The following is a 26,982-nucleotide window of genomic DNA, read 5'->3' on the forward strand; positions in this document are numbered from 1 at the left end:
GCTTGAAACCTCCTGTTGATCAGTTCATATCATATCCAATTTTAACGTCCAATCAGGACCCATCCCCAATTCATTCGTCGCAGTCCGATGGCCATGGCCCATGAGAGCAAAATCGCCACAATATAAGAAAGTATAATGCCAATGCTGAAATGCGGGGCGAGTTCCACCGAAAGTTCTCTTCTCCAGAATAGCAGTACTAAGGGATGGATCAAGAATATACCAAAGGCAACTGTCCCCAAAGAGTCCAACATGCGGGTTGCCCGAAGGTTTCTGTTCTTATTCCATGAACCTATTCGTTCACATACGATGAGCAAGAGTAAACAGGCTGAGAGGGTAAATAGGTTACGGAAAAGAAACAACAACGTATAAGTGAACACCGGAGATTCAGCAAAGGTCGATTTAACATATGCATTTCCATAAATAAAGATGGCCCCTCCGCTCAATAATGCAGCGATTAACACATAACGATAGGTATACAGCTTCTTCAATGCTGGATCAAAGTTTAACCCAATCCATGCGCCAAATCCGATAACGATCAGATAACTCGGCAGCAGACTGCCCATTCGCTCGAAGTGAAACTGCAAATGCAATGCATAAAATATCGCTTGTGCCGCAATAAAGAACAATGGTAGGTAACGATTAAATAAACGATGGCGTGTTAACGATAGGAGCAGCGGGAATACGACATAAAACTGAAGTATAATCAAAAAAAAGTACAAATGTGTGTGGGCCGTTCCCGTTAATAATTGCTTGGCAAACGGAATGGCATGCTCCAAGGGTTCTTTACCTGTAAGCAGTTGTTTGATTGTAAAATAGATGAGGGACCACGCTAGATAAGGGACAAACACATAGAATAAACGCTTTTTATAAAAAGCGGGCATCCAGCCCTTTTCCTTTACCTTGGAACTGTAATTGTAGAACAAAACCAGCGAGGACAGGAACAGAAATGCAGGAACGGCAAATTGCAGAAAACTGTTCCAAAAATAATAAAAGTCGTGATGTAGCGTGTGCTTGGGATAATGCGCAACTGCCGTTGAAGTGGCATGAATGGCTACAACCGCCATGATTGCAAATGCCCGATAAAGATCCAGATACTCAATGCGCCGGGGCCGATTAACCGGTTGATTCATAAAAAAACCTCACTTATGACTGATATGGGATGATAGTTTCCGGCCGCAATCCAGATTCTATGCTTTATTTTAATCAGCAAGCGAGGATATTACAATCTTAATCGATATTATTTTCGTCATATTTAATCATTATTCTTCATTATTCGACAAATTTTATCCAGAAGCGTTCGACGACGTTACCATCCGGCTCTATGTAGTCTTCATCCCGGATGCCACCATTTCGAAGAATGACTCTTTTGGAAGGCTCATTACACGCGTCACATACGACCAGTACTTTGGTAATTCCAAGCTCCCTCGTTTTCTCCAGAGACAGCCTGAGGATCTCTGAACCGTAACCATTGTGTCGCTCCCCCGGACGAATTCCGTAACCGATATGCCCTCCGCCGTTGAGCAGCTTCTCATTCAGCTCATGCCGTATATTCACGGCTCCAACAACGTTATTATCACGCTCCGTCACAAGCCAGTATGTACTGTCTCTGACCCATCCCTCTGGAATATCTATTCCTTGTTCACTGCGCTGGAGAGAAGCCAACATTTCCTCAAATGGATACGGTTCTTTGGCAATCACCCAGGGTACCATCGATTCTCCACTTTCGATCCAATCCTCATAAAATGCCAAATAGGTTGACTGATATTCTACCGATGGTTTGACAAGTCTAACTTTTTCTTTCGCCATGTTATTTGCCTCCTCCTATCAGCGATTGATATTGCCAATTCCGTTCTTCCCTAACACGAGTTTCCCGTGCCTCCGAAGTGCTACCATAAAAGACTGCTTTCGCTGCATATGTTGCTGCATGCACCGCATGTTCCTTCACATGAGCGGTTGCGGCAGCATGTCCCGCCGCACGAGCTGCAGCCGAAGCTGCCGAATTATCCGATTCTCGTGCAGCAGCATGAGCTGCAAAAGCTGCCTTTCGAGCGTCAGCCATGGCAATCTCACCACGTATCCATCCTTGTCCTGCGATAATGGCTTCACGGGCGCGAGGATCCTCCGTCTGCTGTGCTTCGAATAAATGTAACACACGCTCCGCGCATCCCGCAGCCCAATAGGCCAATGTGTGGTGATCCTTTTGCTTAGCCACATTTTCCATCTCTTGACGCACAGGTGCATCTTTAAATGCTGGCACTGTCATGTTTATGCTCCTTTCATTTCTCAAGAATTCCAAATTCACCTTTACACATGTGTGAAAAAGGACCTGCGTATGTGCAGATCCTCTTCATGATCCATCGTCTGCTTATTCTATTATTATACGGGCTCTGTCCATTTCCCCTGCTGTACAGCCTATTCCTTCTTCTCTTCGAGTACCTTATATGTGAACTGGTAGCTTCCCGATCCCAATGAGATCTCAACATCATGCCCAACGTTTCGAATATCCTGAATTTCGCTAACCTGATCGACAGGTATCCCCTGCTCCAGAACCGTCTGCATACCTGCTCTTGGAAGTCGAACCGTACCGCTCGTATTGGCAGGGATATCCACCCGGATTTCCATCTCGTTATTCTCATGTCGGTGCCAGCTTGAAGCGACCTGACCATACAGGGTGTCAAGACTTGCTTCCACCCAGTCCAGTCCCGGCCCTGGCTGCGGCTCAATATGCACGATTCGGAATCCTGGTTGCTTTGCATCCAAACGAATACCTGCAACATAGCGGTATAACCATTCACCAATAGCTCCATACGCATAATGATTAAACGAATTCATATCTGCACTCCAGAGACTGCCATCCTCTCTGATCCCATCCCAGTGTTCCCAGACCGTGGTGGCTCCTTGTGTGACTTGATATAGCCAGGACGGATAATCCTCTTGAAAAAGTAATGTATACGCCAGGTCGTGAAGACCTGCATCGCTAAGCACAGGATTCAGATAAGGTGTTCCCACAAATCCCGTGGTCAGATGATTGCCAGCTTCCGCAACCAGCTTCCCTAACTGATCAATGGTGCGGCTTCGATCCTTCGAGTCCAGAAGGTCAAAGTGTAAAGCAAGTACATGTGCCGTCTGTGTTGGTACAGCTATTTTGCCCGCTGGCGTTACAAATTCATCCCGGAATGCTAGAACAACGTTGTCATGTAACTGTTCATAGTAAGCCGCGTCCTCCGTATGCCCAAGCACATCGGCTGTTTTCTTGATTAAAGAAACAGAATAAGCATAAAATGCGGTTGCTACATAATCCGTGTCCGTTGCGCCAACATAACTATCAGGCTTGGAGTCAAGTCCCAGCCAATCGCCAAAGTGAAATCCCGTGTTCCACAAATATGGATTGTCCCCTTGAGCATGAATATATTGAACCCATCGTTTCATACTGTCATATTGTTCAGCCAGCAATCTGCGGTCGCCATACATTTCGTATAAAGTCCATGGACAGATTACTGCCGCATCTCCCCAAGCAGCGGAGGAGTGGCTGGTATCCCCCCACCCTTCGGAAGTGGAACTCCTCAGATCAGGAACGAAGAAGGGAATACCTCCATCCTCCCCCTGATCGGCTGCCAGATCCCGAAGCCATTTCGTGAAAAACGGTGCCGTGTTCATCAGATAGGAAGCTGTGCGCACAAACATCTGTGCATCCCCGGTCCAGCCAAGCCGTTCATCCCGCTGCGGGCAGTCTGTTGGCACGTCAAGAAAATTACCTTTTTGCCCCCACAATATATTATGGTGCAGTTGATTCACCAGTGGGCTGGAGCAAGTGAACTGACCTGTACGCTCCATATTGGAATGCAAGACCACTCCAGTGAAATGATCCAGACGAACCTGTTCCGGGAAGCCGATCAGCTTCACATAACGGAATCCCTGGAATGTGAAGTGCGGCTCATACGTCTCCACTCCGTCACCCTTCAGCGTATATCGGATACACTGCTTGGCCCCTCGCAGATTGTCGGTATAGAAGTTACCCTCATGATCCAATATTTCGGCATGATGCAGCTCGACGGTCTGTCCCGCTTCACCCTGAATACTGAATTTCACCCAACCCACCATATTCTGACCCATGTCTATTACCCGGTCCCCCTGTGGCGTTATCCGTATGGCGATTGGTTGAAGCTGCTCCACTTTGGTGACCGATACATTCTCCTGCGCAACAATAATATCTTTTGAATATTTCAGCACTTCCACTTGCGCCCCGTTTGCCTGAGATGAATCCGACCAATCGGACTCCATGCGGGCATCATACGTCTCCCCCATATAAATGTCTGACATGCAAATGGCACTTGAAGTCGCCGACCAATCCGCATTTGATAAAATCCGTTCCTCCGAACCATCTGCATACACTATATGAAGTTCCAGTAATAGCGCGGACGTTGTTCCGTATATTTTCTGCTCTTTCTTCCAGCCGAGATATCCTTTGTACCAGCCATCTCCCAGATATGCACCGAGTATGTTTTGTCCAGTCTGAAGCAAATCCGTAACATCATAGACTTGATATTGCAACCGCTTACGATACGTGGTCCAGCCGGGTGTAAAATAATCTTCTCCCACTCTTGTGTTGTTCAAATGTAGCTCATATAACCCAAGTGCCGTCACATAAATCCTCGCTGTAATAACCGGTTGTTGCAGTTCAAATTGTCGGCGAAGACGTGGGCATGAGGTATCGTTCTCCTCTGTGGGACGGGCAGTAATCCAATCGGCTTGCCACTTATTGTCACTGTCCATAAGTCCCGTCTCGAAGTATGCCGTTTCGGACCAATCCGATTCTTCTCCAACACCATCCCATGCACGAACCCGGTAGTAATAGCGAGTTCGGGGCTCTGGTTCAAAATGCTCCAGTTCAACATGTATGGATTGATCTGAGCTTTGCTCGCCGGAATCCCATACCATCTGGTCAAACCCTTCCTTCAGAGATAGCTGAATCTGATAAACGGATTGTATACAGTTTCGGCGATCCGATTGCAGCTGCCAGCTTAATCTTGGCGATTTCACATCCAGACCAAGCGGATTGATTCTATACTCACAGCGAAGATGATGAACACTAAGCATCAGCAAAACATCCTTTCCATCATGGTTTTACCGTTCCGGGTTACGATATAATTATATCGATCCTGTGATCGGAAATACCCGGTAATAAGGACTGTTTAACCCGGTGATCCAGCCATCAAAGCGAGGAGGTTAACCTGTGAATCCTTCCATCCAGCTTTTCAAGAGTGAGTCCTTTTTACAAAATAATTTGAAGCTCTTCGTGAACCGTTGCTCTGAAAATTTCGATCTGCCTTTTCATACTCACGATTTCGTTGAATACAGCTATGTTGCAGAGGGAAAGGGATTTCACCATATTGGGGAAGATATTATTCCTGTTCACAAAGGGATGCTTTTTGTCATTCCCGTCGGTGTCCCTCACGTTTTTCGTCCGGCAACTTCGAACAACTCTGAACATCCGTTGATACTATATAATTGTCTTTTCAATTCGGAGCTGATGCTTACACTGTCCTTCATCATCCATGAGCAAGAGATTAGAGATCATTGGACTGATTTGGCTAAAAATCAAATTCCTTATGTGTCCATTACAAATACCGGTCCACACATTGAGGAGCTTATGGTGAAGCTGTACCGCGAATCCTCCGTACCCGGTATAGGATCTTCTACTATGTTATACACACTCGTAAGCCAGCTGGTCGTCACTACCTACCGGCAGCTGCACCAGGACATCCATTTTGAACAGGGTCGACCAACTGATTTTGAGCATATCCTCTATTATTTAGACCAGCACATCCATGAACGAATACGTCTGAATGATTTGGTCAAGTTCTCCAGATGGAGCGAAAAGCATATTGGAAGGATGTTTCTTCGTCATACCGGGCAGACATTTGGTTCGTATCTTCAGCATCTGCGCATACAAAAAAGCTGTGAACTCCTAAAGAGTTCACAACAAAAAGTCAGCTTTATTGCAGAACAGGTTGGGTACCAAGATGTCGACTCATTTCACGCCGTATTCAGAAGAATTACGGGAGAGACCCCTCTTGTTTACCGTAGAAAATCCAGAGTATGATGCCCTCGACAGCCATCATTTACGAAGCTTTTTACACTGGAGCACTGCGCCGCCAGACCATCTTCCGACGGCTGTTATCCTCCAGATTTCTTTGAATCTCTTATTATAGAAGGGAAAATCCGGGGATAAAAGCAAACGCTCCTCTTCTCTCCAGATTTGTTCTGCCCTCACCGTGATCGTATAATGTTTGCTCCAAATGATCTATACATGCACCGTCTGTATAAGGTCATCTATGTATTCCTTGGCACCTTCCCAGGATGACATTAAAGGAAACTTGTACTGCTCCCGTTCATTCACGTTCCATGGATGGGGGATACAGATCACTTTTTTGCCATCGTTCAGCGCAGGGATCAGATTATGTGCTCCATCGTCAATCAAAAGATCGAAGCCGAGCAAATTCTTTCTTTTGCACGTAATAAACTGTTCTGCCGATATAAAAGGCATGTGCTGCTGAAGCCAGTTCCACTTCTCAACAACCGTTCTCGGTTCCGCTGCCGTCACAACAATAACATCATAGGCATCATTCAGCTTCTTCATCTCTTCTACAACATACTCATCGTACACTTCCAACTCCTCAAACAGACCCGGCCGACCATAAAATACATCATGGGTGCTATCCGGATGACGCATGTGGGTTGTATCCCAGTGGATCATATCCTCATAGCGTAGCGGATGGGTTGGGAAGTTGATGTTGTTATGATAAATCGCTCGCTGGACCAGATGACATATCGTGTCATCCATATCTACAGCAATAATAGGCTTCTTCATGGTTACCCCTCCCCAATACGAACACAGTATACCATCCTGGAAGTCATGAAGCCACCCCTTTTAGTTTGAGTCCAATCATCATATTCTTATGCAACATTTTCCTTTTATTCGACGTTTAAAATTGATGTAAGGTTTAATATTTATATGATAACTCAAAAGCAAACAGGAGGAATTCACTTTGAAAAGAATCACTTCCATTACCGCAGCCATCGCAGCCATGACATTGATTTAATCCGCAACTCCCATATCAGCAACACAGCAAACAGCCTCCTCAGTGATTCAGGAGACACAAGCCACCTTGAATCTGAATCCGAATGTAGTGAAACGTTTGACCGATGCCATAACTGAATTGACGGGAAAACAAAAGATTCATTTTACGATAGCAGATACGTCTTTGGGCAAATGGGATCGTAAACGGAACTGTAAATGGAACCGCTAATGCTGATTCCTTTCAAACCTACGATGCCCAGAAAGGACGTGTCATCTCAACAATCCTCGTTTATAATGTCGTTGACATAAACAAAGTGATGGATAATGCTTTGCGCTTAAAAATAGCGACGTTCCTGAAAACATTTGATAAAAACCAAAAATTCGAACCGGAAGCTCTTTGGCGTGTTAAAGATCTGGTGAATGAAGACGGGCTCAAAAATTATTGGGTCATCTGGGGCCCGAATCAAAGTCTGTACATGGACCTGGATAATAAAAATCAAATTTCGGCAAGTATGAATTATAAAATAAAAGACGTCCAGGCTGCGCTGACCAACAAAGCTCGAAAATCACTCAACACACTTGGAATTCAACCAATCCTCCCCTTTGATTACGTACAGCTCACCAAAAAAGGAAAAGATGCGTTATGGAAATATCGCGATGACATCAATATGAACCATGTATATATCGGCAGCAGCTCAGGTAAAGTATGGAAGGTCACGAACGAATTCGGCATAGATTGGAACGACCACGCTGATTTCAATCGATCTTTTGCCAAACCCAAGCTTAGTAAAAGCAAAGCACTATCCATCGTTACGCCTAAAGCAAAATCCATATTTGGAATGAACTTAAAGGGGTATGCAGTTAGTATCAAAGATAACGAATACACGTTTATGAAGAAAGGAGCTCCGACCCTTGTTGGCACAATCACAATCAATAAAAAAGGTGACAAGATATTAGCTGTTTTTAGCTTGATGGTAAACGAAAATACCTGTAGGTCTGTATGGTTACTATAATAATTGAAGGCTTTAAAGTTGGAATGAGATAATGTCGATTTTAGCGTCTAATTATGTAGGTCAGTTTATTATAACTATTAGAGAATACATTGTAGAAATGTTTTTCCGTTTGTTAACTATATAAATTGAACTAAACATTTACACGAGAACGGAGAGGACAGAAATAACCTGAAAAAGCGGAGCGTTCGCCTTTATCCCTGGATTTTCCCTTATAAAAAGGAGTTTAAAAAATCTAGGGATAACAGCGATTGGAAGGTTGTTCTGTCATCGTAGTGGCAAGTGTAAATTTTCTTTAGTTCAATTTATATAGACAACCAACCCATTCGATTTTTAAATTGGTTTATTTGTGCAATATGATGTTGCCCATGCCAGACATATCTTTGTGTTGCGACATTTAAGCTCATGATTCCATGAGTCGGACTTGTTAATTGCTTTGAGAATTCAACTGTGCTTAATGAGCGAAGTAACGTTATAAAGCGACTGTGAAGTGCTTCAATGAGTATCAATGAAGTATCGATTGGTTCATCTTTATAATCAAACAATTCTGCCCATAAGTCCTCCCTGTACGTCGTAGATGTTGGATTATCCTCCGTTAAGGCTTTCTTGAAACGAATATAGGCATTCATATTATTATCGGCTAAGTGATGAACAATTTGTTTGATTGTCCAACCGCCTTGACGATACGGTATTTGCAACTGTTCCATAGAAAGACCTTGTACAGTATATCTTAGAATTTTTGGCATCTCACCAATATCATTGATCCATTTATCCCGTTCTTCTGATGTTGGATTTTGTACTGCCAATTTGAATTGCCCCAAAGGGTAACGAATATTGTCATACATACAGCATTGATCCTTCCACTCATATTATTTCAGAAACCGACGACATTATTACATGGGCTGCACTAATACCGTCCCAAAGTGTATTATCAAGTAAATTAAGCCCTTCTTCTATAAATTTGTTTAATTAACCTTATCGGTTGTCAATTGATCAGCATTTGAAGTCTTTAGTAGGTTTAATAAATTTCTTAGAATTACTTCTTCCTCCTGTCTTACAGCTGATAGTTTACTTATAATACGTTGACGTATCTTTTCTTCTCTTGTTAACAAATATTTTAAATATAATCCCATTAATATTTTTGTTTCTTGTTCAATTTTGATGTAACCTGTTGACAAGACAGTATGAATGAATTTATTTTCTTCAAGATACTTAATTCGTAATAACATAACTTTCTTATGTTCCCATAAAACAAAGAGTGGTCTTAAGTCATTTAAATCAGATGTAGCATTCAAATAATTAATGATTACATCATATACTTCCAACCCAAAAGCATAATCGGCTGCATGTAGCATCCATTGATAGTATGCATGACCATATCTTTTAACTGTCTTAAAGGATGTTAAGTAATCACTGAGCTCAATGATCAACTTATCAATATCAAACTTATAATAATGTGTAAGGCCCCAAAAATTATTTTTCTCTCTATATGTAACTAACTGAATTCCCTCCAACCAGTCCTCCAAATTTAAAATTCCGACGTGATTGTAGGCGTCAGTCGATTCACTAAATTTAATTGTTTCGTAGCTATATTTGCCTCCAGCAAAATTATCCGCTGCATAAAAAACTTCCTTGTCATTATCAAAACCATATAAAAATATGTCATGTACATAGTGATTTTTCTTATAGGAGTTTTGATATTTTGAAATATAATATTTATCAACTAACACATATACATAACTCTGCTCTCTTATACTGTCTCGAAAGAAATCTATTATATTATCATACTTCTTCGCTATAGTTTTTCGAGATATTTGTTGAATCTGAACAAACGGGCAGGTTTTCCATAAATCATTTGTATAGAAGTCGAGTCTCAGAATGTTCCTTTTATATTCATCCTTGTTTGCTAGTAGTTGGATATAATTATCCAAAAACCAATCTACATATCTTTCGTTTTGCGAAATAACAGATAATAGATTTGAATGATTTGGATAGCAAGTAACAACAGGATAGTTCATCGGAAGAATTAAACTCATAATTGGATTCACCCCTACTTAGTTTGTATTATGTAAACTAATGAATACCGAACAAATATAACTCCGGGAATAAAGCGTTTTATTTTGTATAAATATACAATATGTATTTTATTTACATGTAAAATTAAAGTGTTAAATCACTCATAAAAGAAAAGATACCATATTTATTCATAAAAACTCAACAAAAAAACTGAAAACTCAACCTTTCGCGCCTAGAATATCGCCCTAACCCCATGGAGGCGTAAGAAGAATTCAACGCAGCTATTTTTTTCAACAAAAAAACACCTCGCTTGTTTGGAATCATGGAATTCTCGAACAACCATGAACAAGAAAGGTGTGTAACCCTTTGTTTCAACTTGCCAGTTTAAGCACAGACGTGACGCTGGATGAGAACGAAATGGTAAGAATATACGGGTCATGAATTTCCGTTTTTTTCACATTATGTATTTCACTTTCTATCTCGGATAAAGATAGAGGACGGCGCCACGTTGATATCCGTGCGGCACCGTCCCCCAGCGTTACATATCTGATAAAAATACTGCTTCAGACTTTGTTACCCTTTATCTACAATTCAATTCCATTCTTCAAAAATACCCATAATCTTACAACTAATTCAATAAATCTACATAAATGCATAAAAATATACTTATCAGTAATTATGCAAAAGTTTTCCTACTAAATATGATAACACTCTCATTAATTATGACACCACGTAGAAGATCTCCAAGGAGAAAAAACGCTTTTGTGACGTCTCTATCCAGGTAAGGAGGCAAGGTATCCATTAGGAATTAAACATTTCCATTCCTCAACCCTCCTCACCAGGTCATTTCCAAGCCTTCTATCACTGCTGGAATGTTACATTAATCTGTACAATCTCCGAACGACTGCTTGTGCGAATCGGAGGTCCCCAGAAACCAAATCCTGAGGTCACGATGGAATGCATAGAGCCCTTTTGCAGATAACCCCAATCATTCTCGTAGATAGCCTGTGTAATGAACTGAGCGGGTGCAATCTGCCCACGATGGGTGTGACCGGACACAACCAGGTCTACATTGTTCTGCTCTGCAATATCCAGATCATAAGGCTGGTGATCCATCATAAGCACCGGCTTGCTCAAGTCCGTATCTTGCATCAATGTGGCCACTTCTGCCCGATCTTTCTCTGTGCGGTCTTTGCGCCCAATCAAAGTAATCTTATCATCCAACGTAATCTTGTCATCGTACAGAACTTGCATATTGCTCTGCTCCAGAGCTGCAATCAGATCTTCGATCGGTCCGTCGAACTTGTCATGATTGCCAAGAGAAGCATAGACACCGTAAGGGGCCTGAATGTCACTGATAATGTCCGCAATGCCACTCTTGCGGTACATCTCCAGATTGTCGTCAATAATATCTCCAGGATACAGCACCAGATCCGGCTTCAGTGCGTTAATTTCCTCCACCATGCGTTTCGCATGGGCAGGACCGGACAACAGGCCAAAGTGCATATCCGCAGCCATCACAATGTTGAGCTTATCTACACCTTCCACTTTTTTATCAATATGAATGTTGTATTCTCTGACTACTGGGCTATAGGCGTTATAAACTCCATAACCCATCGTTGAGAGCAGCAGCACAAGTGTAACAACCCCTGCCCACTTATGCGCATGATGTCTTGGAATCCGTGTCAACTTTAGTAACCATAATGTGAGATGAACAACTGGCAAGATCAATAACAACAACGAAAAGATCGCCAGCCAGTATGAACCGATGATACTTAGAAAGGAAAAGCTTCCAAACATTCGTGCCAGAATGAATGAGATGGCGAGAAATACAAGCGCTATAATATAGAACCAACGGAATCTGGCTGACACGACAGGTTTCATCCAACTCCAGCCGCTCCACCCTATGTAGAACACTAATAAACTGTATACAACCAAAAACAATATACCTACTAATACAAACATGCCCCGGTTAACCTCCACGTCAATAAGTTGTATTCTGAATTCTCAAAACGGATTTATGACCGTCTGAACAAGTATAACGTAGTTCAAAGGTCAGATCATCTGTTTCCATTAACCAGATTCGTACATTTTATTACAATTTGGTGATACTTAAATTCTAACCATTACGAATAAGGGGACAAGTCACAAACAGAAGACCATTTTTTGTGAGAACACTAAAACATCCCTGCGTCCGCTCATGAATGAATTTCATCATGAACGACCGCAGGGATGCTGCTTGATCGTAATCGAAATTACAACTTATTCGTTAGTGTCCATCCACTGGAAGTGGAATGAACCTTCTTTGTCCACACGCTTGAATGTGTGAGCACCGAAGTAGTCACGTTGTGCTTGCAGCAGGTTAGCTGGCAAACGCTCTGTACGGTAGCTATCGTAGTAAGAGAGTGCGCTGGAGAAGCCAGGAACTGGAATTCCTTGGGTTACCGCAGCAGAAATGACTTCACGCCATGCACCTTGATAAGATTCAACAATATTTTGGAAGTACGGATCAAGCAGCAGGTTTTTCAGTTCTGCATCCTTGTCATACGCTTCCTTGATGTTTTGCAGGAACTGTGAACGAATGATGCAACCACCGCGGAAGATCATAGCAATGTTGCCGTATTTCAGATCCCAGCCATACTCGTCGGATGCCGCACGCATTTGGGCAAATCCTTGAGCGTAGGATACGATTTTACTTGCGAACAGTGCTTTACGCACATTCTCAATAAATGCTTTTTTGTCGCCAGAGAACGCCTCGGTAGCCGGTCCATTCAGGATTTTGCTGGCCGCCACACGCTCGTCTTTCATGGCAGACAGGAAACGGGAGAATACGGATTCCGTAATCATGGACAGTGGTACGCCGAGATCGAGCGCACTTTGGCTTGTCCATTTGCCTGTTCCTTTTTGTCCAGCAGCATCCAAAATGACGTCAACCATCGGTTTGCCGGTTTCTGGATCATATTTGGAGAAGATATCCGCCGTAATTTCGATCAGGTAGCTATCCAGCTCACCCTGGTTCCACTCCGTGAAGATCTCGTGCAATTCCTCAACGGAAACGTTCAATACGGATTTGAGCAAGTGATAAGCTTCACCGATCAGTTGCATATCTCCGTATTCAATACCGTTATGCACCATTTTTACATAGTGTCCGGCACCATCTGGTCCGATATAAGTGCTGCAAGCATCGTCGCCAACCTTCGCTGAGATGGCTGTCAGAATCGGTTCAATCAGTTCGTACGCACTTTCCTGTCCACCTGGCATGATCGCCGGTCCTTTCAGTGCGCCTTCTTCACCCCCGGATACACCTGCACCAACGAAACGGAACCCTTTGGCTTCCAGCTCTTTGCTGCGACGTTGGGTGTCAGGGAAGTAGGCATTACCTCCATCGATAATAATATCGCCTTTATCCAGATGAGGAAGCAGTTGCTCAATCGTTGCATCAGTCGCTTTACCCGCTTGCACCATAATCAAAATTTTGCGTGGGGATTCCAGCGATGCCACGAACTCTTCGATCGAGAACGCTCCTGTCAGGTTTTTGCCTTCAGCTTCTTTCAGAAGGTCATTCGTTTTCTCTGGGGAACGGTTAAATACCGCTACCGAGAAACCTTTGCTTTCGATATTCAAAGCCAGGTTTTTGCCCATTACTGCTAATCCAATAACACCAATCTGTTGTTTACTCATTATGTCCTCCCGATAGTCCATGTTTTATATCGTATTTATAAGTTGAACGGATTAATTATTAACTATTATTGAACTGTTTTTTTCCAGTCAGCTGCGAATTTCTCCATGCCTTGATCTGTCAGTGGGTGCTTGGAGATTTGATCAATAACTGCGAATGGAACGGTAGCAATATGTGCTCCAGCCATAGCTACACGCGTAACATGGTCCGGATGTCTTACGGATGCCGCAATAATCTGAGCGTCCAGGTTATGAGTGCGGAACAATTCAGCCACTTTCACGATCAATTGTACGCCATCTTCGGAAATATCATCAAGACGTCCCAAGAATGGAGATACATACGTTGCGCCAGCACGAGCTGCCAGAAGAGCCTGATTCACAGTGAAAATCAACGTTACGTTTGTTTTCACGCCTTTTTTGGTCAGGTAACGACAAGCTTCCAATCCTGCCAGTGTCATTGGCAGTTTGATCGTAATGTTTTTGTCGTTATTGTTGATTTTGATTAACTCATTCGCTTGAGCAATCATCTCTTCAGCTGTGATTGCATCTGGTGTTACTTCCGCAGAAACGGATTCAACTTCAGGCACCAAACGCAGAATTTCTTCAATGCGGTCTTCAAATTTCACGCCTTCTTTGGCTACCAAAGAGGGATTTGTAGTTACACCAGACAACACGCCGATTTTATAGGCTTTCTTGATATCTTCCACATTTGCAGTATCGATAAAAAATTTCATATTCAATTACCTCCAAAGGATTTTTTTGTTTTACAGGTTTGCATTAACAGCCAACGGTGTTCCAACAACATTCTCGCTATCCTGACCAGACGGCTCATCAAACCACCAGTGGTGACCATCAGCTGCGAGCATCTCATCGGACTCTGCTGGTCCATAGCTTCCCGCAGGGTAGAGATGAAGCGGCAACAGGTTTTCCCTAAATGCGTCAAGAATCGGTTGCACCCAAGCCCAGGACAACTCAACCTCGTCCCAGTGGGCAAAGAACGTTGGATCACCGTGCATTGCATCATGAATCAGGTTCTCATACGCTTCGGCGAGATCCTCACGATCTGGAGACAAATCAATATGAACCGGTTTGAATTCGCCTTTGTTCTGCGGGTCGCTCGCATTGAGCTGTAGCGTCATGCTCTGGTCAGGACTCATCTCGATGACAAGCAGATTCGGCTTGGAGCCATTGCTCACCACGTTAGCCTGTCCTGATGGTTCTTTGAATTCAATAACGATACGTGTTGATTTCTCCTTCATTCTTTTACCCGTGCGGATATAAAACGGAACACCGCGCCAGAAGAAATCATCAATTTGCAATTTTGCAGCGATAAACGTGTCATTCATCGTATTCTCGGCTACACCCGGTTCAGCAGCATAACCACTTACCTGTTTGCCTTGGATGCTACCTTCAGCATATTGTCCACGAATGACGCTTGCGCCCACAGTTTGCTTTTGCAAAGGCAGAATGGACTCCATAATATGCTTTTTCTTCAACCCGACTTTTTCAGAGGTACTGTTGTAAGGAAGCTGAATCGCCATCATCATAAGCAGTTGCAGCATATGATTCTGGAACATATCTCGCACAGCGCCTACATGATCATAATAGGATGCCCGTTCTTCCACACCAACAGTCTCATTGGCTGTAATCTGCACATTGGAGATGTATCGGTTGTTCCACAATGCCTTCATGATCGGGTTGCTCTGGTGCAAAGTTTCAAGACGTTGTACCATTGGCTTACCCAAATAATGGTCGATCCGATAAATTTCTTCTTCCGTGAACGCTTCACTCAACTTGAGATTGAGATCACGGGCGGATTGAAGATCATGACCAAATGGCTTTTCAATCACGAGACGCTTCCAGCCTTCATTGGAACCAAGTCCACTGTTCTGGATGTTCTCAGCAATCGGCTCGAAGAACTCTGGACCGACTGAAAGATAAAACAGTCGATTGGACGGCAGATCAAGCTGTGCCTCTCTTCGCTCAACCATTTCTAACAACTTTATATAATCTTCCTTATGACTTATATTCAATACACTGTAGCGAAAAGCCTTCACAAATGACTTCACAACTTCAGGGTCAGCCTGGCGTCTGGAAAATTCATTCAATGATTTCTCGACTTGTGCCTGGAAGAATTCATCAGACCACTCTCTGCGCCCCAGACCAATCAATGAGAAGGATTCAGGAAGCTTCTGCTCAATGTATAAATTATATAAGGCAGGATATATTTTTCTTTTGGCTAAATCGCCAGTAGCACCAAATAAAATAATGGTTGTTGGTTCCATCTCACCGTTCTCCTTCCAAGTAACTCTGGTTTCTTTGCTCTAGTTACACTATAATACGTTTTATAGCCATACAAGTAATTAATATATTTCACAGGAGCTATAGACCATATCTATGACAACAAATTACGAACTATATAAGGTATTTTACTGGGCCGCCAAAACGGGCAGTTTAACCCAGGCGGCAAAAGCACTTTACATCACCCAACCAAGCGTCAGTCATGCCATCAAGCAGCTTGAAGAGCGCTTCGGACTGATCCTGTTTTATCGAAATTCCAAGGGCGTTGCGCTCACACAGGAAGGTCTCAGTCTCTATTCCTATATTGAACAATCCCAGATTCTGATCTCGCTTGCGGAAGAAAAAATGGCCGCACTGAAAAGTTTGGATAACGGCGAATTGAGGATTGGCGGCAGTGATTCGCTGTTCAAGCATTACATGCTTTCCTATCTGGAAGAATTCCATGAGCTCTACCCTAACATCAAGCTGCATCTAAGTCACGGGACGACGCCGGAAGTGATTACGTTCCTGAAAGAAGGAAAAATTGACCTAGGCGTTGTCCGTATGCCCATAGTTGATCCCCAGTTAGAAGTTAGGGAAAGTATTCAGATCAAGGATTGTTTCGTAGCAGGTGAACGTTATGCTCAGCTGAAAGGCAAAGTCATGACACTGGAGATGCTGATGGAGCACCAACTGATTCTCTTCTCCCGGAACAGCCGGGTTCGGATGGCCATAACGGAATTGTTTAACAGCTACGGCTATACGTTAAAACCTGAGATAGAGGTCGGAAGCGTAGATCTGTTAATTGAATTTGCACGGCGAGGATTGGGCATTTCCTATGTTACGCGTGAATTTATTTCCAAAGAGCTGGAAGAAGGATCTCTCTTTGAAATTCAGTTGGATGTCCCACTGCCCCCTTCCCACGTGGGGATTATGACGAAGCGAAATATGCCGATTTCTCTTGCAGCAAACCGTTTTATGGATCTTATTTTCAGCCCTTAGCAATCAGTAGAAACAAGAAGAGCCTCACCGTCCACTCATGGATGATGAAGCTCTTCTTCTAGTTGGTCTCATTTTGTAGGTCTCATTTAATGCTGACCAGATAAGATGCGTCCAATATGATGGCAACCCTGCCGTTTCGAGGATCGTTGCGCCAAACAGATGGTTCATGGCATCGAAATACGTGCCCAACGTTTTATTTACTAATCTAACATCAAAGATTCACTTCGCATACAGTTGTTCTAAATCACTTAATCGGCGCGCAATTCGCTGCGGAATGATGACAAACAGTTGCTCCCAAGTCATGAACATGGCTGGTTCCAGTAAGAATTCTTCGAACACCATGGCAGGTACAAAAGCCTTCGTCTGCAAATATTCCCTAACCTGACCATCGATCTCATCATTGGTTTCAAAATAGACGCGAAACAGTTCATTCACGAGTAATCCGTCACATCCAGCTTTGGCACCTGCTGCACTGTACAAGTCTGGCAAAAGTTCAAACACAACAGGCAGCGGTGAAAAAGCGTGTTTGCCTGGCTGCGAATAGAGACAGACATGGCGTCCCACCATATTGACCCGATCCTTCAACAACCCCCGCAGTACTTTGCCGTGAAAGCTGGCCTCACAGTCCACGACTTCACCATCATGGTCAACATAAACCCACACATGCTCCATTTCATACAAATGCCCAATCTCGTAATCCCACCAGATCGCATATTCGATGACATATTGAACTACCTCAGTTGGAAAATGAACTTCTCGTCTGAATGACGGAGAGGGTCCGGAACGATCCAATACCGAAACACCTACAAAATCCGGGTAAAAGGGTTCATTCTGATCAAACATCAACACAGGTGCATAACTCTTCGCTGTTTCCAGCATTTCCGCCTCTGTCATTGTCATGGATAACGCCTCCAATTTCAGGATGTATCATCTATGTACCATCCATCATTTCACGCTAATCTTCCTGCCATCCTCATTATTGTAAAGATACAAACGGTTACAACTATATTAACAGAGAAATCTGAACGTGTTAATTTTGCTATTTTACACCAATCCCATAGTATGAACTTAAGGTAGCAATGAAGTAAACTGAAGTACACATAAGCCCGCAACCGGAAGTTTTCCAGTTATGGGCTTGAACAGGTATATTGGGAAGCAAAGGTTGTCGCTACGCCTTAAGATCCTTTGGATGATTTGGAGGCTTTGGTAGCTTTGGTCGACTGATCTGAAACGAATTCATCACATCCGCCAACGGGTGGCCCCACAATGGCATCATTTTTGATAGAGGCAATCGCCTTCGCGTATGCTTCCTCATCAATACAGTATGCCCGATGTGCCACTTCCGGTGGCGTTGCAGCGAGGAAATCAGCCCCAAGCACAATATCCGGTGTAGGCTGATCAAAAATGGTTAAAAGATGCACATCATCTGTCTCCGCTACAAACCAGTGAAACCATCCTTGCGGGAAAATCGAAACCTGACCCGGTTTCAAGTGATAACTTATTCGTTCACGTGTAAACGGATCGAAGACTGATGTGGTTATCTCGCCGCTAATCAGAACGACCATTTCGGTCACATTCGTATGCCAGTGAGGCTGAACAATAATCCCCTTGCTCATGTGTACGTTAAAGAATCCATTTTTGATTGCAGGCAGCTGCTCTCCAAACAATTGGGTGATATAATTGCGCGAATCCCTCTGATAATTCATAACTGCTGTGGAATCAGCCGCAAGCTGAACATTCGGAGATTGCAGAATCGGATTAATCATTCCGTTGTTTCCTCCTTATAAGTCGCTCGTGTTCGAGCTGTCTCTTCCCTTGTTTTGCGTACGCAATGCCAAAAGTCGTTCCATTTCGATCACTCACTCATGCATTGTTGTACTGTATGCCTTATAGGATAGAAATAATACTGTTGCTATATAAGTTGAACTAAAGATATATTCACACGTACACTCCGATGACAGAATAACCTTCCAATCGCTGTTATCCCCAGATTTTTTTGATTCCCTTTTCTCAAGGGGAAAATCCGGTGATAAAGGCGAACGCTTCGCTTTTTCAGGTTTTTTCTGTCCTCTCCGTTTCTGTGTAAATGATTAGTTCAACTTATATAGCTATTCCATTACAATTTTTATACCTGCTCTGTAACTTCATGCGCTCAATAACGTCAATAAGGTTAATACACTAAATAGGCAGAAGGAAGTGGGAAGAGAACACATGTTGAAAATAAGTAAAATCACGTTTCTTGCAATGATCGTTGCCATCACTTCATCTCTTGCAGCATGCAGTCCTGTCCCAGAAGAGAGTGTGACACCTAAAGTTAAAGTGCCCGTACAAGACCAATCCGAGCAGGATCAGGATGGTCAAACATCTGAACCAGAGGAACCCAATTCGGAGAATAATTCCGAGGAAGGACAGTCACCAACCATTACCGAAGCATCCACGGAGGTTATTAAAGCTCTAAAGGCAGAAGATTTACAAACGGTCTCATCATGGGTATCCAATCAAGGAGTACGTTTCTCTCCCTATGCCAACATCAATCCAGAACATGATCTGGTGTTCAGTGCAGATGAAGTTGCCAAACTGATGCAAGATACAACCAAATATGTGTGGCGCAGCACACCCGGTAACGAGGATAAAATTGAACTGACTTATGCGGATTATCATCAGCAATATGTATATAACAAAGACTTTATTACGGCTGGCGAGAACGCAGTGAATGCAAATATCGCAACAAGCTCCGATCCAAGCAACTTATATGAAGTATATCCTCAGGCCAATCATGATTTTGTTGAATTTCATGTCAAAGGGACTGCAGCCGACGGAAGAGACTGGAGCACACTACGTCTTGTTTTTGAGAAGATCGGTGAAGAACATACACTCGTCGGAATCGTCCATGATCAATGGACACCTTAACGCACGGTGAAATGTAATATTAGTATTCAATCACGATCAGTTAAAAAATGACGCTCCAGACCTATAGAGACCGGTCTGGGGCGCCATTTTTATCTATGTCTGCATTTTTGCATCATTCGATTCAAACCGCTCTTTGGATGGATGCAAAAAACGCTCATGTGTGCATCAAGCCATCCCTGGATATCTTCCACCAGTGGCAATTCCTTTTGGCGATATCCCTTCAATCTCAGCCATTTCATCGGAGGATAGTGACACTTGTAATGCGCCAAGATTTTCGCGGACTCGTTCAAGACTACGAGTACCCGGGATTGGAACGATATGTTCTCCCCTTCCAAGCAACCAGGCCAGGGCAAGTTGAGAAACAGTGCATCCTTTTTGCTTAGCCATCTCTTGAATCAGTTCAACAACCTCCAGATTTTTCTGAAAGTTCTCGCCCTGGAAACGTGGATAGTGACGACGATAATCATCTTCCGGCAGATCATCCACCGATCGGATCTGACCTGTCAGGAAGCCACGTCCCAATGGGCTGTACGGAACCAGGCCAATGTTCAATTCCTGCAAGACCGGCAGAATCTCATCCTCAATCTCACGACTCCACAATGAATATTCAGTCTGGAGCGCTGTAATCGGGTGAACAGCATGCGCACGCCGAATGATCTCTACTGGCGCTTCGGACAAACCAATATATCGAATCTTCCCCTGTTGGACCAGATCGGCAAGGGTGCCTACCGTCTCTTCAATCGGAGTATTAGGATCAGGACGATGCTGATAATACAGATCGATATAATCCATTCCCAAGTTGTACAGGCTGGCATCTACCGACTTTTTAATATAGGCCGGATCTCCCTTGGGGCCCTGAGTGTGCGTTATGCCAAATTTGGTCGCAACAACGACCTCGGATCTTCGACCTTGAAGTGCACGTCCAAGCAGCTTTTCATTGCCTCCGAATTGCTGTTTTACATATTCTCCATACAGATCCGCCGTATCAAACATAGTAACTCCTGCATCCAGCGCACCCTGAATTGTATGTACGGATTCGTCATTATCCGGCATCATCATCACGCCTAGGCCGAGCCCGGATATCCGTAATTTATCATTTCCCAGCGTTCTTATCTTGAGCATGTGGTTCCCTCTTTCCATGTTGAAATAGAAACTATTGAACTTGAGTTCATTCTATTTCACTCTCGAATTCCCAACCACACTCTGTTTATACTAGTAATGAGATTACCAGTCTGATCAACCTTCTATACGGCAACAGGAACGTAAATACAACAATGAATGCCTGATTGGCTGTTCAGATTATTCATGGAAAAGATATCGTACGCATAAACAACACTATCTGCCCGATCAGTAGTTTCAAGCAGGACACGATTGACTTGTTTCAATCCAACTTGGTGCAGGTTCCAGATCGTTTGGAAATCCTCACTTTCTTCACTCAACTGTTCTACTATTTTGGTAAATTCAGGATCACCCTGATACTTGTCATAGTACGTCCGAAACACGGCTACCGAGTGCCGCGCGAATTCCTCCCAGTTATGCATGCGTTCCCTAAGCGATGTATCCAGAAACAAAATTCGCATCATGAAACGATCATTAACCTTCATTGAGGAAAAGTTGAAAAGGCTCTTATCTGCAGCTTTATTCCAGGCAAGTACCTCCGAGCGTTCATTCGTAATAAAAGAAGGGTATGTCAACTGCCCAATAATGCTCTCCCACCCCGGCTCCAGTTGAGAATACGAAGCAATGAATTTATGCTCCGCATTCGGGTCCCATAAATGAAACAGATGATCCTTCTCTTCCAGCGTTAACTGGAGTGCACTCGCTATACTCTCCATCACTTCTCGCGAAGCCGCCAATTCCCTGCCCTGTTCAAGCCATGTGTAATATGTTGCACTGACACCAGCCAATACCGCCACTTCTTCTCGCCTTAAACCTGGAGTTCTTCGCTGTCCATAAGATCCCGATAATCCGACTTGTTCTGGCTGAAGGCGGCTTCTCCGCGATTTCAAAAATTCACCCAGTGTTTTGTTACGGCTCGCTCCTGTACTCATCTCATATACACCGCCCCTTTATGTAAAAATGGATCAAAGTAACACAGACTCTATCCAAAAATGGAAGTCTCTGAATGCCTTTGATATAATTTAATTATTAATATTTTGCAGAATGCTGTGTTAACAAGTAGCTTAGCATTGATTCGTGCAGAACGAAAGGAGCATAACATGGTCCCAACGATCGGAGATATTTATTGTGTGTACGTCGAAAAAATACAACAATATGCTGCCTGTCAGGTAACTGGATTCAAAGAAACGGAGGGCAAAGGTTCCTATCCGCTCGCCGCTGTCCTGCAATTGGACTGGTCAGGTGTTCAACTGCCCAATGAAGCGGAGCTCCGTCAGATGAAACCGTTAATCTGTAACTTTTATTTCTGGAAAGACCGGTTTGATCACAGCTTTGTGAAAGCCAACGTTCCTTCTGATTATGTTCTTGCAGGAAATGTCACTCCCCTTGTCACAGCGGAAACCAATAGTTATAGCGGGGGTTGGCTGATGGGGAACAGTCTGTATCTACAGCGTGAATGGGAATCCATTGACGAAACACGGAGAGCTCAATTCAAACAAGCTATGGACGATTACCAAGATATCACGGTTGGTGATCGTGTAATGAGTCGTAACACAAGTACTATTCGTGATTTCAGTCCACACTCTGCGAAAGATGTGGGTGAACTTGCAAAGCTGCCCTGTCTGACACACATTGAAATAAACGGATATTCGGAATCGATTATTCCGTTTATTAACGATAACCCATTGGTGAATGAACTTCACCTGATGAAGCATCATCAAATATCACTGGATTTCAGCAAAAGTCATTTGACCAAACTTGTCCTGGATGTCAGCGGGTTGGAACGACTCGTTTTGAACCCCAAGATGAAAAGTCTGAATTTCACAGGAAACCTCTCTCCTGAACTCCGTATTGAGGCTGCAGAGGATGGAAGATGGATCACGTTGAATGTTGCAGCAGATTTGCCACAGGTCAGCGGAGTTGCACGTCTTGGAGGTCTGCTTATCAGAGAAATCAAGGAACTCGACTTGGAGCCGCTTGTACAGCTTTATCCCGAACTAGAGGAATTACGTCTGTGGGGTAAACCGGGGAACTTATCCAATCTGGAGTCGATTCAGCATTTAACACATTTGCAAGAGTTCACTACATATGACCTGTTCGGATTCAGTGGGGAACAATTTCCTGGCCCCGAACAGCTCCCTGAACTGGCTAGACTCTGGCTAACCAGCCTGCCAGCAGATGCCGCCAAATCGATCAAAACGAGATACAAAAAAGCGGCCGCAGCTGGGCTTGAACTGGAAGTCAGCAAACCACGCAAACCGGAATGGCTTGCCGAGAATCTGAGCAATCCTTTCCGGGATTGGGATGGACGGACCCATATTCAGGCAACTCATGCCAAGAAAGCGGCCCAATTGTACAAACAATGTCTAAAGGAAATTCGTCTTCTGAGTCAAAACGCAAATGACCAAGAAGCTTTCCAGAAACAACTCATCTCCATGGTTGAAACCTATACACAGACCTTCAACAAAATGGATGCCAAGGCTGGTTTTATTGAAACGATTGAGCGCGAGGAAATTTACGTTGTTCTTATGGAGCTACTGGATCAACTGGAACAGAAACTGGGTCAAGAAAGTACTATCGAGATTCATCGTGAGGCAGTATATGAGGTGTTTGATTACATGAGGGATTTTTAGATTCGGTGATAAATGAGATATGAAAGACCTGTTTTTCTAAAATGAGTTGAAAGAAAAAGCCTGATTCCTATTGGAATCAGGAATCAGGCTAAGACCTTTCTCGCGCATCCCTTATTCAAATTTACGGTGCTTCAACTGTAGTCCCACAATACTCACAATCCGTGGATTGCTTCCGATATACCTTCGCCTTCGCCCCACATCCCGGGCAACTTACCGAAACTTGCCTTTGCGGCTCTTCGACCTTTTCTTCAACGTCTGCCTCATCTGCTATATTGATTTCCGTATAGTTGATTGTATTGTGACTGGTGTAACTCACGGTGTTGCTATTGTAACTTGAATAAGCATGCACATTCTCATTTTTGCGATCAAGATCGCCTCCATAGTCTCCACCATAAAATTTCCGTTGCGGGACTCTTTTTTTTCTGAGCAATCGAATACCAAAGAATAAAAAGATAAATTCAACAAGAATAAATGCCCATATAGTACCATTCTCCGTATTAAAAAATACGATTGCTTGCACAATTGCATAAAAAATAAATAATATACCGAAAAACTTTCTCAAGATGATTCCTCCCAACAACCACGACCATGGTATATATGTTATTAGTCTACGAGATCCTAATCCGTGTTCCGCAATACTCACAGTCCGTCGATAAATTGGGGTAAACCTTGGCCTTGGCTCCGCATCCGGAACAATTCACAGATATAGGCTCTTGCGGTTCCTTGTTTTTATGCTCATTGTATTTATGCTCATTATAACTTTCCTTATCGTATTTCTCGTCACGCTTGTTATTGTAGTGATACTTATCAGCCTTGCGATGAGATTTAGGTCGAGCACACATTTTAATCCCCGTAACAAGCACGACAACCCCAGGTATAAAAAGTATGATCGTACTGATAATGGCTACATCGGTTCCTTCCGAGAGCATAAGCAAAGATAACAGGAGCATAAGGAACGAAATGATAATTAGAATAATCCCAAAGAATCTTTTCACTGCGGTTCCTCCTCCAACCCTATGATTTGCTTAACAGAATATGTTGATTGCGTTCTTGTAAACGGAGTTTTAACCCCGATAGCTGTGAAACAAGATGCTCGCTATTTACCAGTTCCCCTGCTTTACATTGTGTTGCAATCTCACTGTGCATTAATTCAATATCCATCAATATCTGATGGTCCGTATGTTCAAGTAAATCTGGAGCAATTGGATCACTATACTTCACCAGTTCAATTAAGGACTGAACTGCCTTTCGTTCCTCTTCCACCGTCAGGATAGAATGGTGCTCCATCGTTTGAAACAACTGCTGCAAGGCGTTCTCTATCAAATGTAGATTGGCCATTTTCGTTTGCTCAACGGCTTCATTCCGACGTGTAATCTGAATATAGATCAAAATGATTCCGCACAGAATGACGGCGAGTGCTAAAGTTACCGTATGTAACAAGACGAACCAGCGGAGACCATGATCTGCTGAACCTGTAAACAGAGAATATATCATTACACAAATCAGATAAATCACCAATACTACACCTAACGCTGTGTAACCAGGAACAAATCGTTTAAAGCGATCCATATGTAGCATGACATGCCTCAGATAGATCCAAATCGCCGTAATCGCGACATAAGAAGCCACAAGATTCATCCAAAAAGAAAACGATACAATGGCATGACTAAACACCGTAACTGAAAGAATGGAAGTTACCAGCATGCCGATCAGATAGATAACATTCAAAATGACAAGATTGCTCCGATTAACCATCACTAGGCCTGCCCTCCATCTTGCTGCAGATTGTTGCCGCACTCCAGACAGAACTTCTGACCTGGTTTCACTTCGTGATGACAATGATTACATTTCAAAACCAAGCTAGAACCACAATTGCCACAGAATTTGATATTACCTAAATTGATGTGATTACACGATGGACATGGTCTTGGCATGGGTTGATGACACTGAACACATTCATTTGCATTCTCCGGATTATCTGCTCCGCAAGAAGGACACGCATGGTATTGGTCTCCACAATTCGGACAAAATTTGGTTCCTTTTTGCATGGCATGTCCACATTGATTACAGTCTTTCAATGCTGTTTCATTTTTCAAAGACTTGCCGCATTTACTACAGAAAGAAGCATTTTCCTGATTCGGGTGTTGACAATGCTCACATAAGCGCATGCTTGGTGTTTCGGTAGTAGACATTGTCCGTGAAATCTGGGACATTTCGCCTCCGAATGTGCCACCTAGGCCAACCCCCATGCCCATTCCAAGTCCCGCTCCCATTAAGCCAGATTGCATGCTTCCTTCATTTTTGGCTGCACCTTCAAGCGTATCGAAAGAGCGTTCCTGTTGATAGGTATATCCGATAATATCCATCTCTGCTTTGCGCGCCAGCGCCTCTCTCAATCGAATGACAGAAGGGTCCTCTTCTGGTAGATTCACATTTTGAATATAGAGATTAATCAATTCAATACCGAACTCTTCAAATGTTGGAGCTATTGTATCTGCAAAATGTCGGGATATTTCTGAGATATAAGCATTAATTTCCAGAACACTAACTTTTTTATGTATTAGATATGAAGAAAGCATGGAATTAATATTCATAATAATCAAACCACGGAAGTAATTGATTAAATTAGTTTGATTGAATTCAGGCAGTGTACCCACAAGCTTGACCAAAAATTTTCGTGAATCAGTGATCTTAATGCCCATCTGTCCAAAAGCTCTTACAGGAACAATAATATTGTATTTGGGATCCTGTACTTGAATCGGATTAGCTGTTCCCCATTTTACATCCAAAGCGCTAACTTGACTTACATACCATACTTCTGCAGCAAAAGGCGACTTACCACCAAACGGAAGATTTACAATCTGGTTTAAAATAGGAATATTAGCTGTACTCAAGGTGTGACGCCCCGGTCCAAATAAATCGAGTGCTCTACCATCTTTGAAAAGAATGGCTTGTTGAGACTGATTCACGATAAGTTGGGTCCATGTTCCGAGTTCATTCTCTGGATGTTTCCAGGCAAACACATCTGGTGAACCATCATACTTAATTACATCAATAATTGCCATGTTCAATTCCTCACTTCAGTATATAGTTACTAGAATCTCAAAATCGTTATCCGTACTATAACTCTACTTACAAAGTATCACTTAGCCCAAATCTATGATTATATTGATTTCATGTTTAGGCATTGCTATTTTACCATTTCTAACCTCTTTCCGCACTAATATAGTTCATTTTTCCTGTGTTATTTTTC

General features: G+C 43.2%; 25 protein-coding genes. 6 read left to right on the top strand and 19 right to left on the bottom strand.

Going from position 1 to position 26,982, the window contains the following annotated elements:
- Positions 1–41: 41 nt before the first annotated feature.
- The 4 genes from ACR32F_RS18575 to ACR32F_RS18590 all read right to left on the bottom strand — a co-directional run bounded on the left by ACR32F_RS18575 (position 42) and on the right by ACR32F_RS18590 (position 5,097).
- The gene (locus tag ACR32F_RS18575; protein WP_440109515.1) at positions 42–1,130 is read right to left on the bottom strand and encodes an acyltransferase; all 1,089 of its coding nucleotides are present in this window, start codon (positions 1,128–1,130) and stop codon (positions 42–44) included.
- 139 nt (positions 1,131–1,269) lie between these two features.
- On the bottom strand, positions 1,270–1,806 hold the full coding sequence (locus tag ACR32F_RS18580; RefSeq protein ID WP_440109517.1) for a GNAT family N-acetyltransferase: 537 nt from the start codon (positions 1,804–1,806) through the stop codon (positions 1,270–1,272).
- A 1-nt stretch (position 1,807) separates the two neighbouring features.
- On the bottom strand, positions 1,808–2,263 hold the full coding sequence (locus ACR32F_RS18585; RefSeq protein WP_440109518.1) for a putative immunity protein: 456 nt from the start codon (positions 2,261–2,263) through the stop codon (positions 1,808–1,810).
- Positions 2,264–2,412: 149 nt separating this feature from the next.
- A complete protein-coding gene (locus tag ACR32F_RS18590) occupies positions 2,413–5,097 on the bottom strand; it encodes a family 78 glycoside hydrolase catalytic domain (protein WP_440109520.1) in 2,685 nt (894 codons plus the stop codon).
- 136 nt (positions 5,098–5,233) lie between these two features.
- Here ACR32F_RS18590 and ACR32F_RS18595 point away from each other — a divergent pair, with 136 nt between their 5' ends.
- On the top strand, positions 5,234–6,103 hold the full coding sequence (locus tag ACR32F_RS18595; RefSeq protein ID WP_440109522.1) for a helix-turn-helix domain-containing protein: 870 nt from the start codon (positions 5,234–5,236) through the stop codon (positions 6,101–6,103).
- Positions 6,104–6,304: 201 nt separating this feature from the next.
- Here the strand turns inward: ACR32F_RS18595 and ACR32F_RS18600 are convergent, their stop codons facing one another.
- Positions 6,305–6,871, bottom strand: a complete 567-nt coding sequence (locus tag ACR32F_RS18600) for a 5' nucleotidase, NT5C type (RefSeq protein ID WP_440109524.1) — start codon at positions 6,869–6,871, stop codon at positions 6,305–6,307.
- 298 nt (positions 6,872–7,169) lie between these two features.
- On the opposite strand from ACR32F_RS18600, the gene ACR32F_RS18605 reads away from it, so the two are divergent.
- Both ACR32F_RS18605 and ACR32F_RS18610 read left to right on the top strand, forming a co-directional pair.
- Positions 7,170–7,310 carry a hypothetical protein gene (locus tag ACR32F_RS18605; RefSeq protein WP_440109526.1) on the top strand — a complete coding sequence of 47 codons (141 nt, stop codon included), beginning with the start codon at positions 7,170–7,172 and terminating at the stop codon, positions 7,308–7,310.
- An 88-nt stretch (positions 7,311–7,398) separates the two neighbouring features.
- Positions 7,399–8,094 (top strand): hypothetical protein, encoded by a 696-nt coding sequence (locus ACR32F_RS18610; RefSeq protein ID WP_440109528.1) that lies wholly within the window; start codon positions 7,399–7,401, stop codon positions 8,092–8,094.
- 302 nt (positions 8,095–8,396) lie between these two features.
- On the opposite strand, the gene ACR32F_RS18615 is transcribed toward ACR32F_RS18610, so the two are convergent.
- The 6 genes from ACR32F_RS18615 to zwf all read right to left on the bottom strand — a co-directional run bounded on the left by ACR32F_RS18615 (position 8,397) and on the right by zwf (position 16,070).
- The gene (locus tag ACR32F_RS18615) at positions 8,397–8,936 is read right to left on the bottom strand and encodes a YfiT family bacillithiol transferase (protein WP_440109530.1); all 540 of its coding nucleotides are present in this window, start codon (positions 8,934–8,936) and stop codon (positions 8,397–8,399) included.
- Positions 8,937–9,056: 120 nt separating this feature from the next.
- Positions 9,057–10,127, bottom strand: coding sequence for a hypothetical protein (locus tag ACR32F_RS18620; protein ID WP_440109532.1), 1,071 nt, complete (start codon positions 10,125–10,127; stop codon positions 9,057–9,059).
- Between the two features lie 841 nt (positions 10,128–10,968).
- Entirely contained in the window at positions 10,969–12,072 is a 1,104-nt protein-coding gene (locus ACR32F_RS18625) for a metallophosphoesterase (RefSeq protein ID WP_440109534.1), read from the bottom strand.
- A gap of 297 nt (positions 12,073–12,369) precedes the next feature.
- The gene (gene gndA, locus ACR32F_RS18630) at positions 12,370–13,788 is read right to left on the bottom strand and encodes an NADP-dependent phosphogluconate dehydrogenase (RefSeq protein WP_440109536.1); all 1,419 of its coding nucleotides are present in this window, start codon (positions 13,786–13,788) and stop codon (positions 12,370–12,372) included.
- Between the two features lie 65 nt (positions 13,789–13,853).
- Entirely contained in the window at positions 13,854–14,519 is a 666-nt protein-coding gene (gene fsa, locus ACR32F_RS18635; protein ID WP_440109538.1) for a fructose-6-phosphate aldolase, read from the bottom strand.
- 30 nt (positions 14,520–14,549) lie between these two features.
- Entirely contained in the window at positions 14,550–16,070 is a 1,521-nt protein-coding gene (gene zwf, locus ACR32F_RS18640; RefSeq protein WP_440109540.1) for a glucose-6-phosphate dehydrogenase, read from the bottom strand.
- Between the two features lie 112 nt (positions 16,071–16,182).
- On the opposite strand from zwf, the gene ACR32F_RS18645 reads away from it, so the two are divergent.
- Positions 16,183–17,067, top strand: a complete 885-nt coding sequence (locus ACR32F_RS18645; RefSeq protein ID WP_440109542.1) for a LysR family transcriptional regulator — start codon at positions 16,183–16,185, stop codon at positions 17,065–17,067.
- Between the two features lie 219 nt (positions 17,068–17,286).
- Here ACR32F_RS18645 and ACR32F_RS18650 read toward each other — a convergent pair whose 3' ends face one another.
- Both ACR32F_RS18650 and ACR32F_RS18655 read right to left on the bottom strand, forming a co-directional pair.
- Complete coding sequence (locus ACR32F_RS18650; protein WP_440109544.1) at positions 17,287–17,967, bottom strand: hypothetical protein; 681 nt, start codon at positions 17,965–17,967, stop codon at positions 17,287–17,289.
- A gap of 275 nt (positions 17,968–18,242) precedes the next feature.
- Complete coding sequence (locus ACR32F_RS18655; protein WP_440109546.1) at positions 18,243–18,833, bottom strand: cupin domain-containing protein; 591 nt, start codon at positions 18,831–18,833, stop codon at positions 18,243–18,245.
- A gap of 445 nt (positions 18,834–19,278) precedes the next feature.
- Here ACR32F_RS18655 and ACR32F_RS18660 point away from each other — a divergent pair, with 445 nt between their 5' ends.
- Complete coding sequence (locus ACR32F_RS18660) at positions 19,279–19,977, top strand: hypothetical protein (RefSeq protein ID WP_440109548.1); 699 nt, start codon at positions 19,279–19,281, stop codon at positions 19,975–19,977.
- Positions 19,978–20,142: 165 nt separating this feature from the next.
- On the opposite strand, the gene ACR32F_RS18665 is transcribed toward ACR32F_RS18660, so the two are convergent.
- Both ACR32F_RS18665 and ACR32F_RS18670 read right to left on the bottom strand, forming a co-directional pair.
- Positions 20,143–21,099 (bottom strand): aldo/keto reductase, encoded by a 957-nt coding sequence (locus ACR32F_RS18665; RefSeq protein WP_440109550.1) that lies wholly within the window; start codon positions 21,097–21,099, stop codon positions 20,143–20,145.
- A 122-nt stretch (positions 21,100–21,221) separates the two neighbouring features.
- Positions 21,222–22,028 carry a helix-turn-helix transcriptional regulator gene (locus ACR32F_RS18670; RefSeq protein ID WP_440109552.1) on the bottom strand — a complete coding sequence of 269 codons (807 nt, stop codon included), beginning with the start codon at positions 22,026–22,028 and terminating at the stop codon, positions 21,222–21,224.
- Positions 22,029–22,196: 168 nt separating this feature from the next.
- Here ACR32F_RS18670 and ACR32F_RS18675 point away from each other — a divergent pair, with 168 nt between their 5' ends.
- Entirely contained in the window at positions 22,197–23,729 is a 1,533-nt protein-coding gene (locus tag ACR32F_RS18675) for a hypothetical protein (protein WP_440109554.1), read from the top strand.
- Between the two features lie 121 nt (positions 23,730–23,850).
- On the opposite strand, the gene ACR32F_RS18680 is transcribed toward ACR32F_RS18675, so the two are convergent.
- The 4 genes from ACR32F_RS18680 to ACR32F_RS18695 are packed head-to-tail and all read right to left on the bottom strand — an operon-like array spanning position 23,851 to position 26,794.
- Positions 23,851–24,291 (bottom strand): hypothetical protein, encoded by a 441-nt coding sequence (locus tag ACR32F_RS18680; protein WP_440109556.1) that lies wholly within the window; start codon positions 24,289–24,291, stop codon positions 23,851–23,853.
- A 46-nt stretch (positions 24,292–24,337) separates the two neighbouring features.
- Positions 24,338–24,724 carry a hypothetical protein gene (locus ACR32F_RS18685; protein WP_440109558.1) on the bottom strand — a complete coding sequence of 129 codons (387 nt, stop codon included), beginning with the start codon at positions 24,722–24,724 and terminating at the stop codon, positions 24,338–24,340.
- Between the two features lie 19 nt (positions 24,725–24,743).
- A complete protein-coding gene (locus tag ACR32F_RS18690) occupies positions 24,744–25,487 on the bottom strand; it encodes a hypothetical protein (RefSeq protein ID WP_440109561.1) in 744 nt (247 codons plus the stop codon).
- Positions 25,487–26,794: an SPFH domain-containing protein gene (locus tag ACR32F_RS18695; protein ID WP_440109563.1), complete on the bottom strand. Its 1,308-nt coding sequence runs from the start codon at positions 26,792–26,794 to the stop codon at positions 25,487–25,489. Before ACR32F_RS18695 ends, ACR32F_RS18690 begins: the two co-directional genes overlap by 1 nt.
- Positions 26,795–26,982 lie beyond the last annotated feature (188 nt).

Source organism: Paenibacillus hebaui (assembly GCF_051934385.1).
In the GTDB taxonomy this organism is placed as follows: Bacteria; Bacillota; Bacilli; order Paenibacillales; family Paenibacillaceae; genus Paenibacillus.

Coding starts and splice junctions, on each gene's coding strand:
- ACR32F_RS18575 (WP_440109515.1), bottom strand. CDS start 1,130: ATGAATCAACCGGTTAATCGGCCCCGGCGCATTGAGTATCTGGATCTT.
- ACR32F_RS18580 (WP_440109517.1), bottom strand. CDS start 1,806: ATGGCGAAAGAAAAAGTTAGACTTGTCAAACCATCGGTAGAATATCAG.
- ACR32F_RS18585 (WP_440109518.1), bottom strand. CDS start 2,263: ATGACAGTGCCAGCATTTAAAGATGCACCTGTGCGTCAAGAGATGGAA.
- ACR32F_RS18590 (WP_440109520.1), bottom strand. CDS start 5,097: ATGCTTAGTGTTCATCATCTTCGCTGTGAGTATAGAATCAATCCGCTT.
- ACR32F_RS18600 (WP_440109524.1), bottom strand. CDS start 6,871: ATGAAGAAGCCTATTATTGCTGTAGATATGGATGACACGATATGTCAT.
- ACR32F_RS18610 (WP_440109528.1), top strand. CDS start 7,399: ATGGATAATGCTTTGCGCTTAAAAATAGCGACGTTCCTGAAAACATTT.
- ACR32F_RS18615 (WP_440109530.1), bottom strand. CDS start 8,936: ATGTATGACAATATTCGTTACCCTTTGGGGCAATTCAAATTGGCAGTA.
- ACR32F_RS18620 (WP_440109532.1), bottom strand. CDS start 10,127: ATGAGTTTAATTCTTCCGATGAACTATCCTGTTGTTACTTGCTATCCA.
- ACR32F_RS18625 (WP_440109534.1), bottom strand. CDS start 12,072: ATGTTTGTATTAGTAGGTATATTGTTTTTGGTTGTATACAGTTTATTA.
- gndA (WP_440109536.1), bottom strand. CDS start 13,788: ATGAGTAAACAACAGATTGGTGTTATTGGATTAGCAGTAATGGGCAAA.
- fsa (WP_440109538.1), bottom strand. CDS start 14,519: ATGAAATTTTTTATCGATACTGCAAATGTGGAAGATATCAAGAAAGCC.
- zwf (WP_440109540.1), bottom strand. CDS start 16,070: ATGGAACCAACAACCATTATTTTATTTGGTGCTACTGGCGATTTAGCC.
- ACR32F_RS18645 (WP_440109542.1), top strand. CDS start 16,183: ATGACAACAAATTACGAACTATATAAGGTATTTTACTGGGCCGCCAAA.
- ACR32F_RS18650 (WP_440109544.1), bottom strand. CDS start 17,967: ATGACAATGACAGAGGCGGAAATGCTGGAAACAGCGAAGAGTTATGCA.
- ACR32F_RS18655 (WP_440109546.1), bottom strand. CDS start 18,833: ATGATTAATCCGATTCTGCAATCTCCGAATGTTCAGCTTGCGGCTGAT.
- ACR32F_RS18660 (WP_440109548.1), top strand. CDS start 19,279: ATGTTGAAAATAAGTAAAATCACGTTTCTTGCAATGATCGTTGCCATC.
- ACR32F_RS18665 (WP_440109550.1), bottom strand. CDS start 21,099: ATGCTCAAGATAAGAACGCTGGGAAATGATAAATTACGGATATCCGGG.
- ACR32F_RS18670 (WP_440109552.1), bottom strand. CDS start 22,028: ATGAGTACAGGAGCGAGCCGTAACAAAACACTGGGTGAATTTTTGAAA.
- ACR32F_RS18675 (WP_440109554.1), top strand. CDS start 22,197: ATGGTCCCAACGATCGGAGATATTTATTGTGTGTACGTCGAAAAAATA.
- ACR32F_RS18695 (WP_440109563.1), bottom strand. CDS start 26,794: ATGGCAATTATTGATGTAATTAAGTATGATGGTTCACCAGATGTGTTT.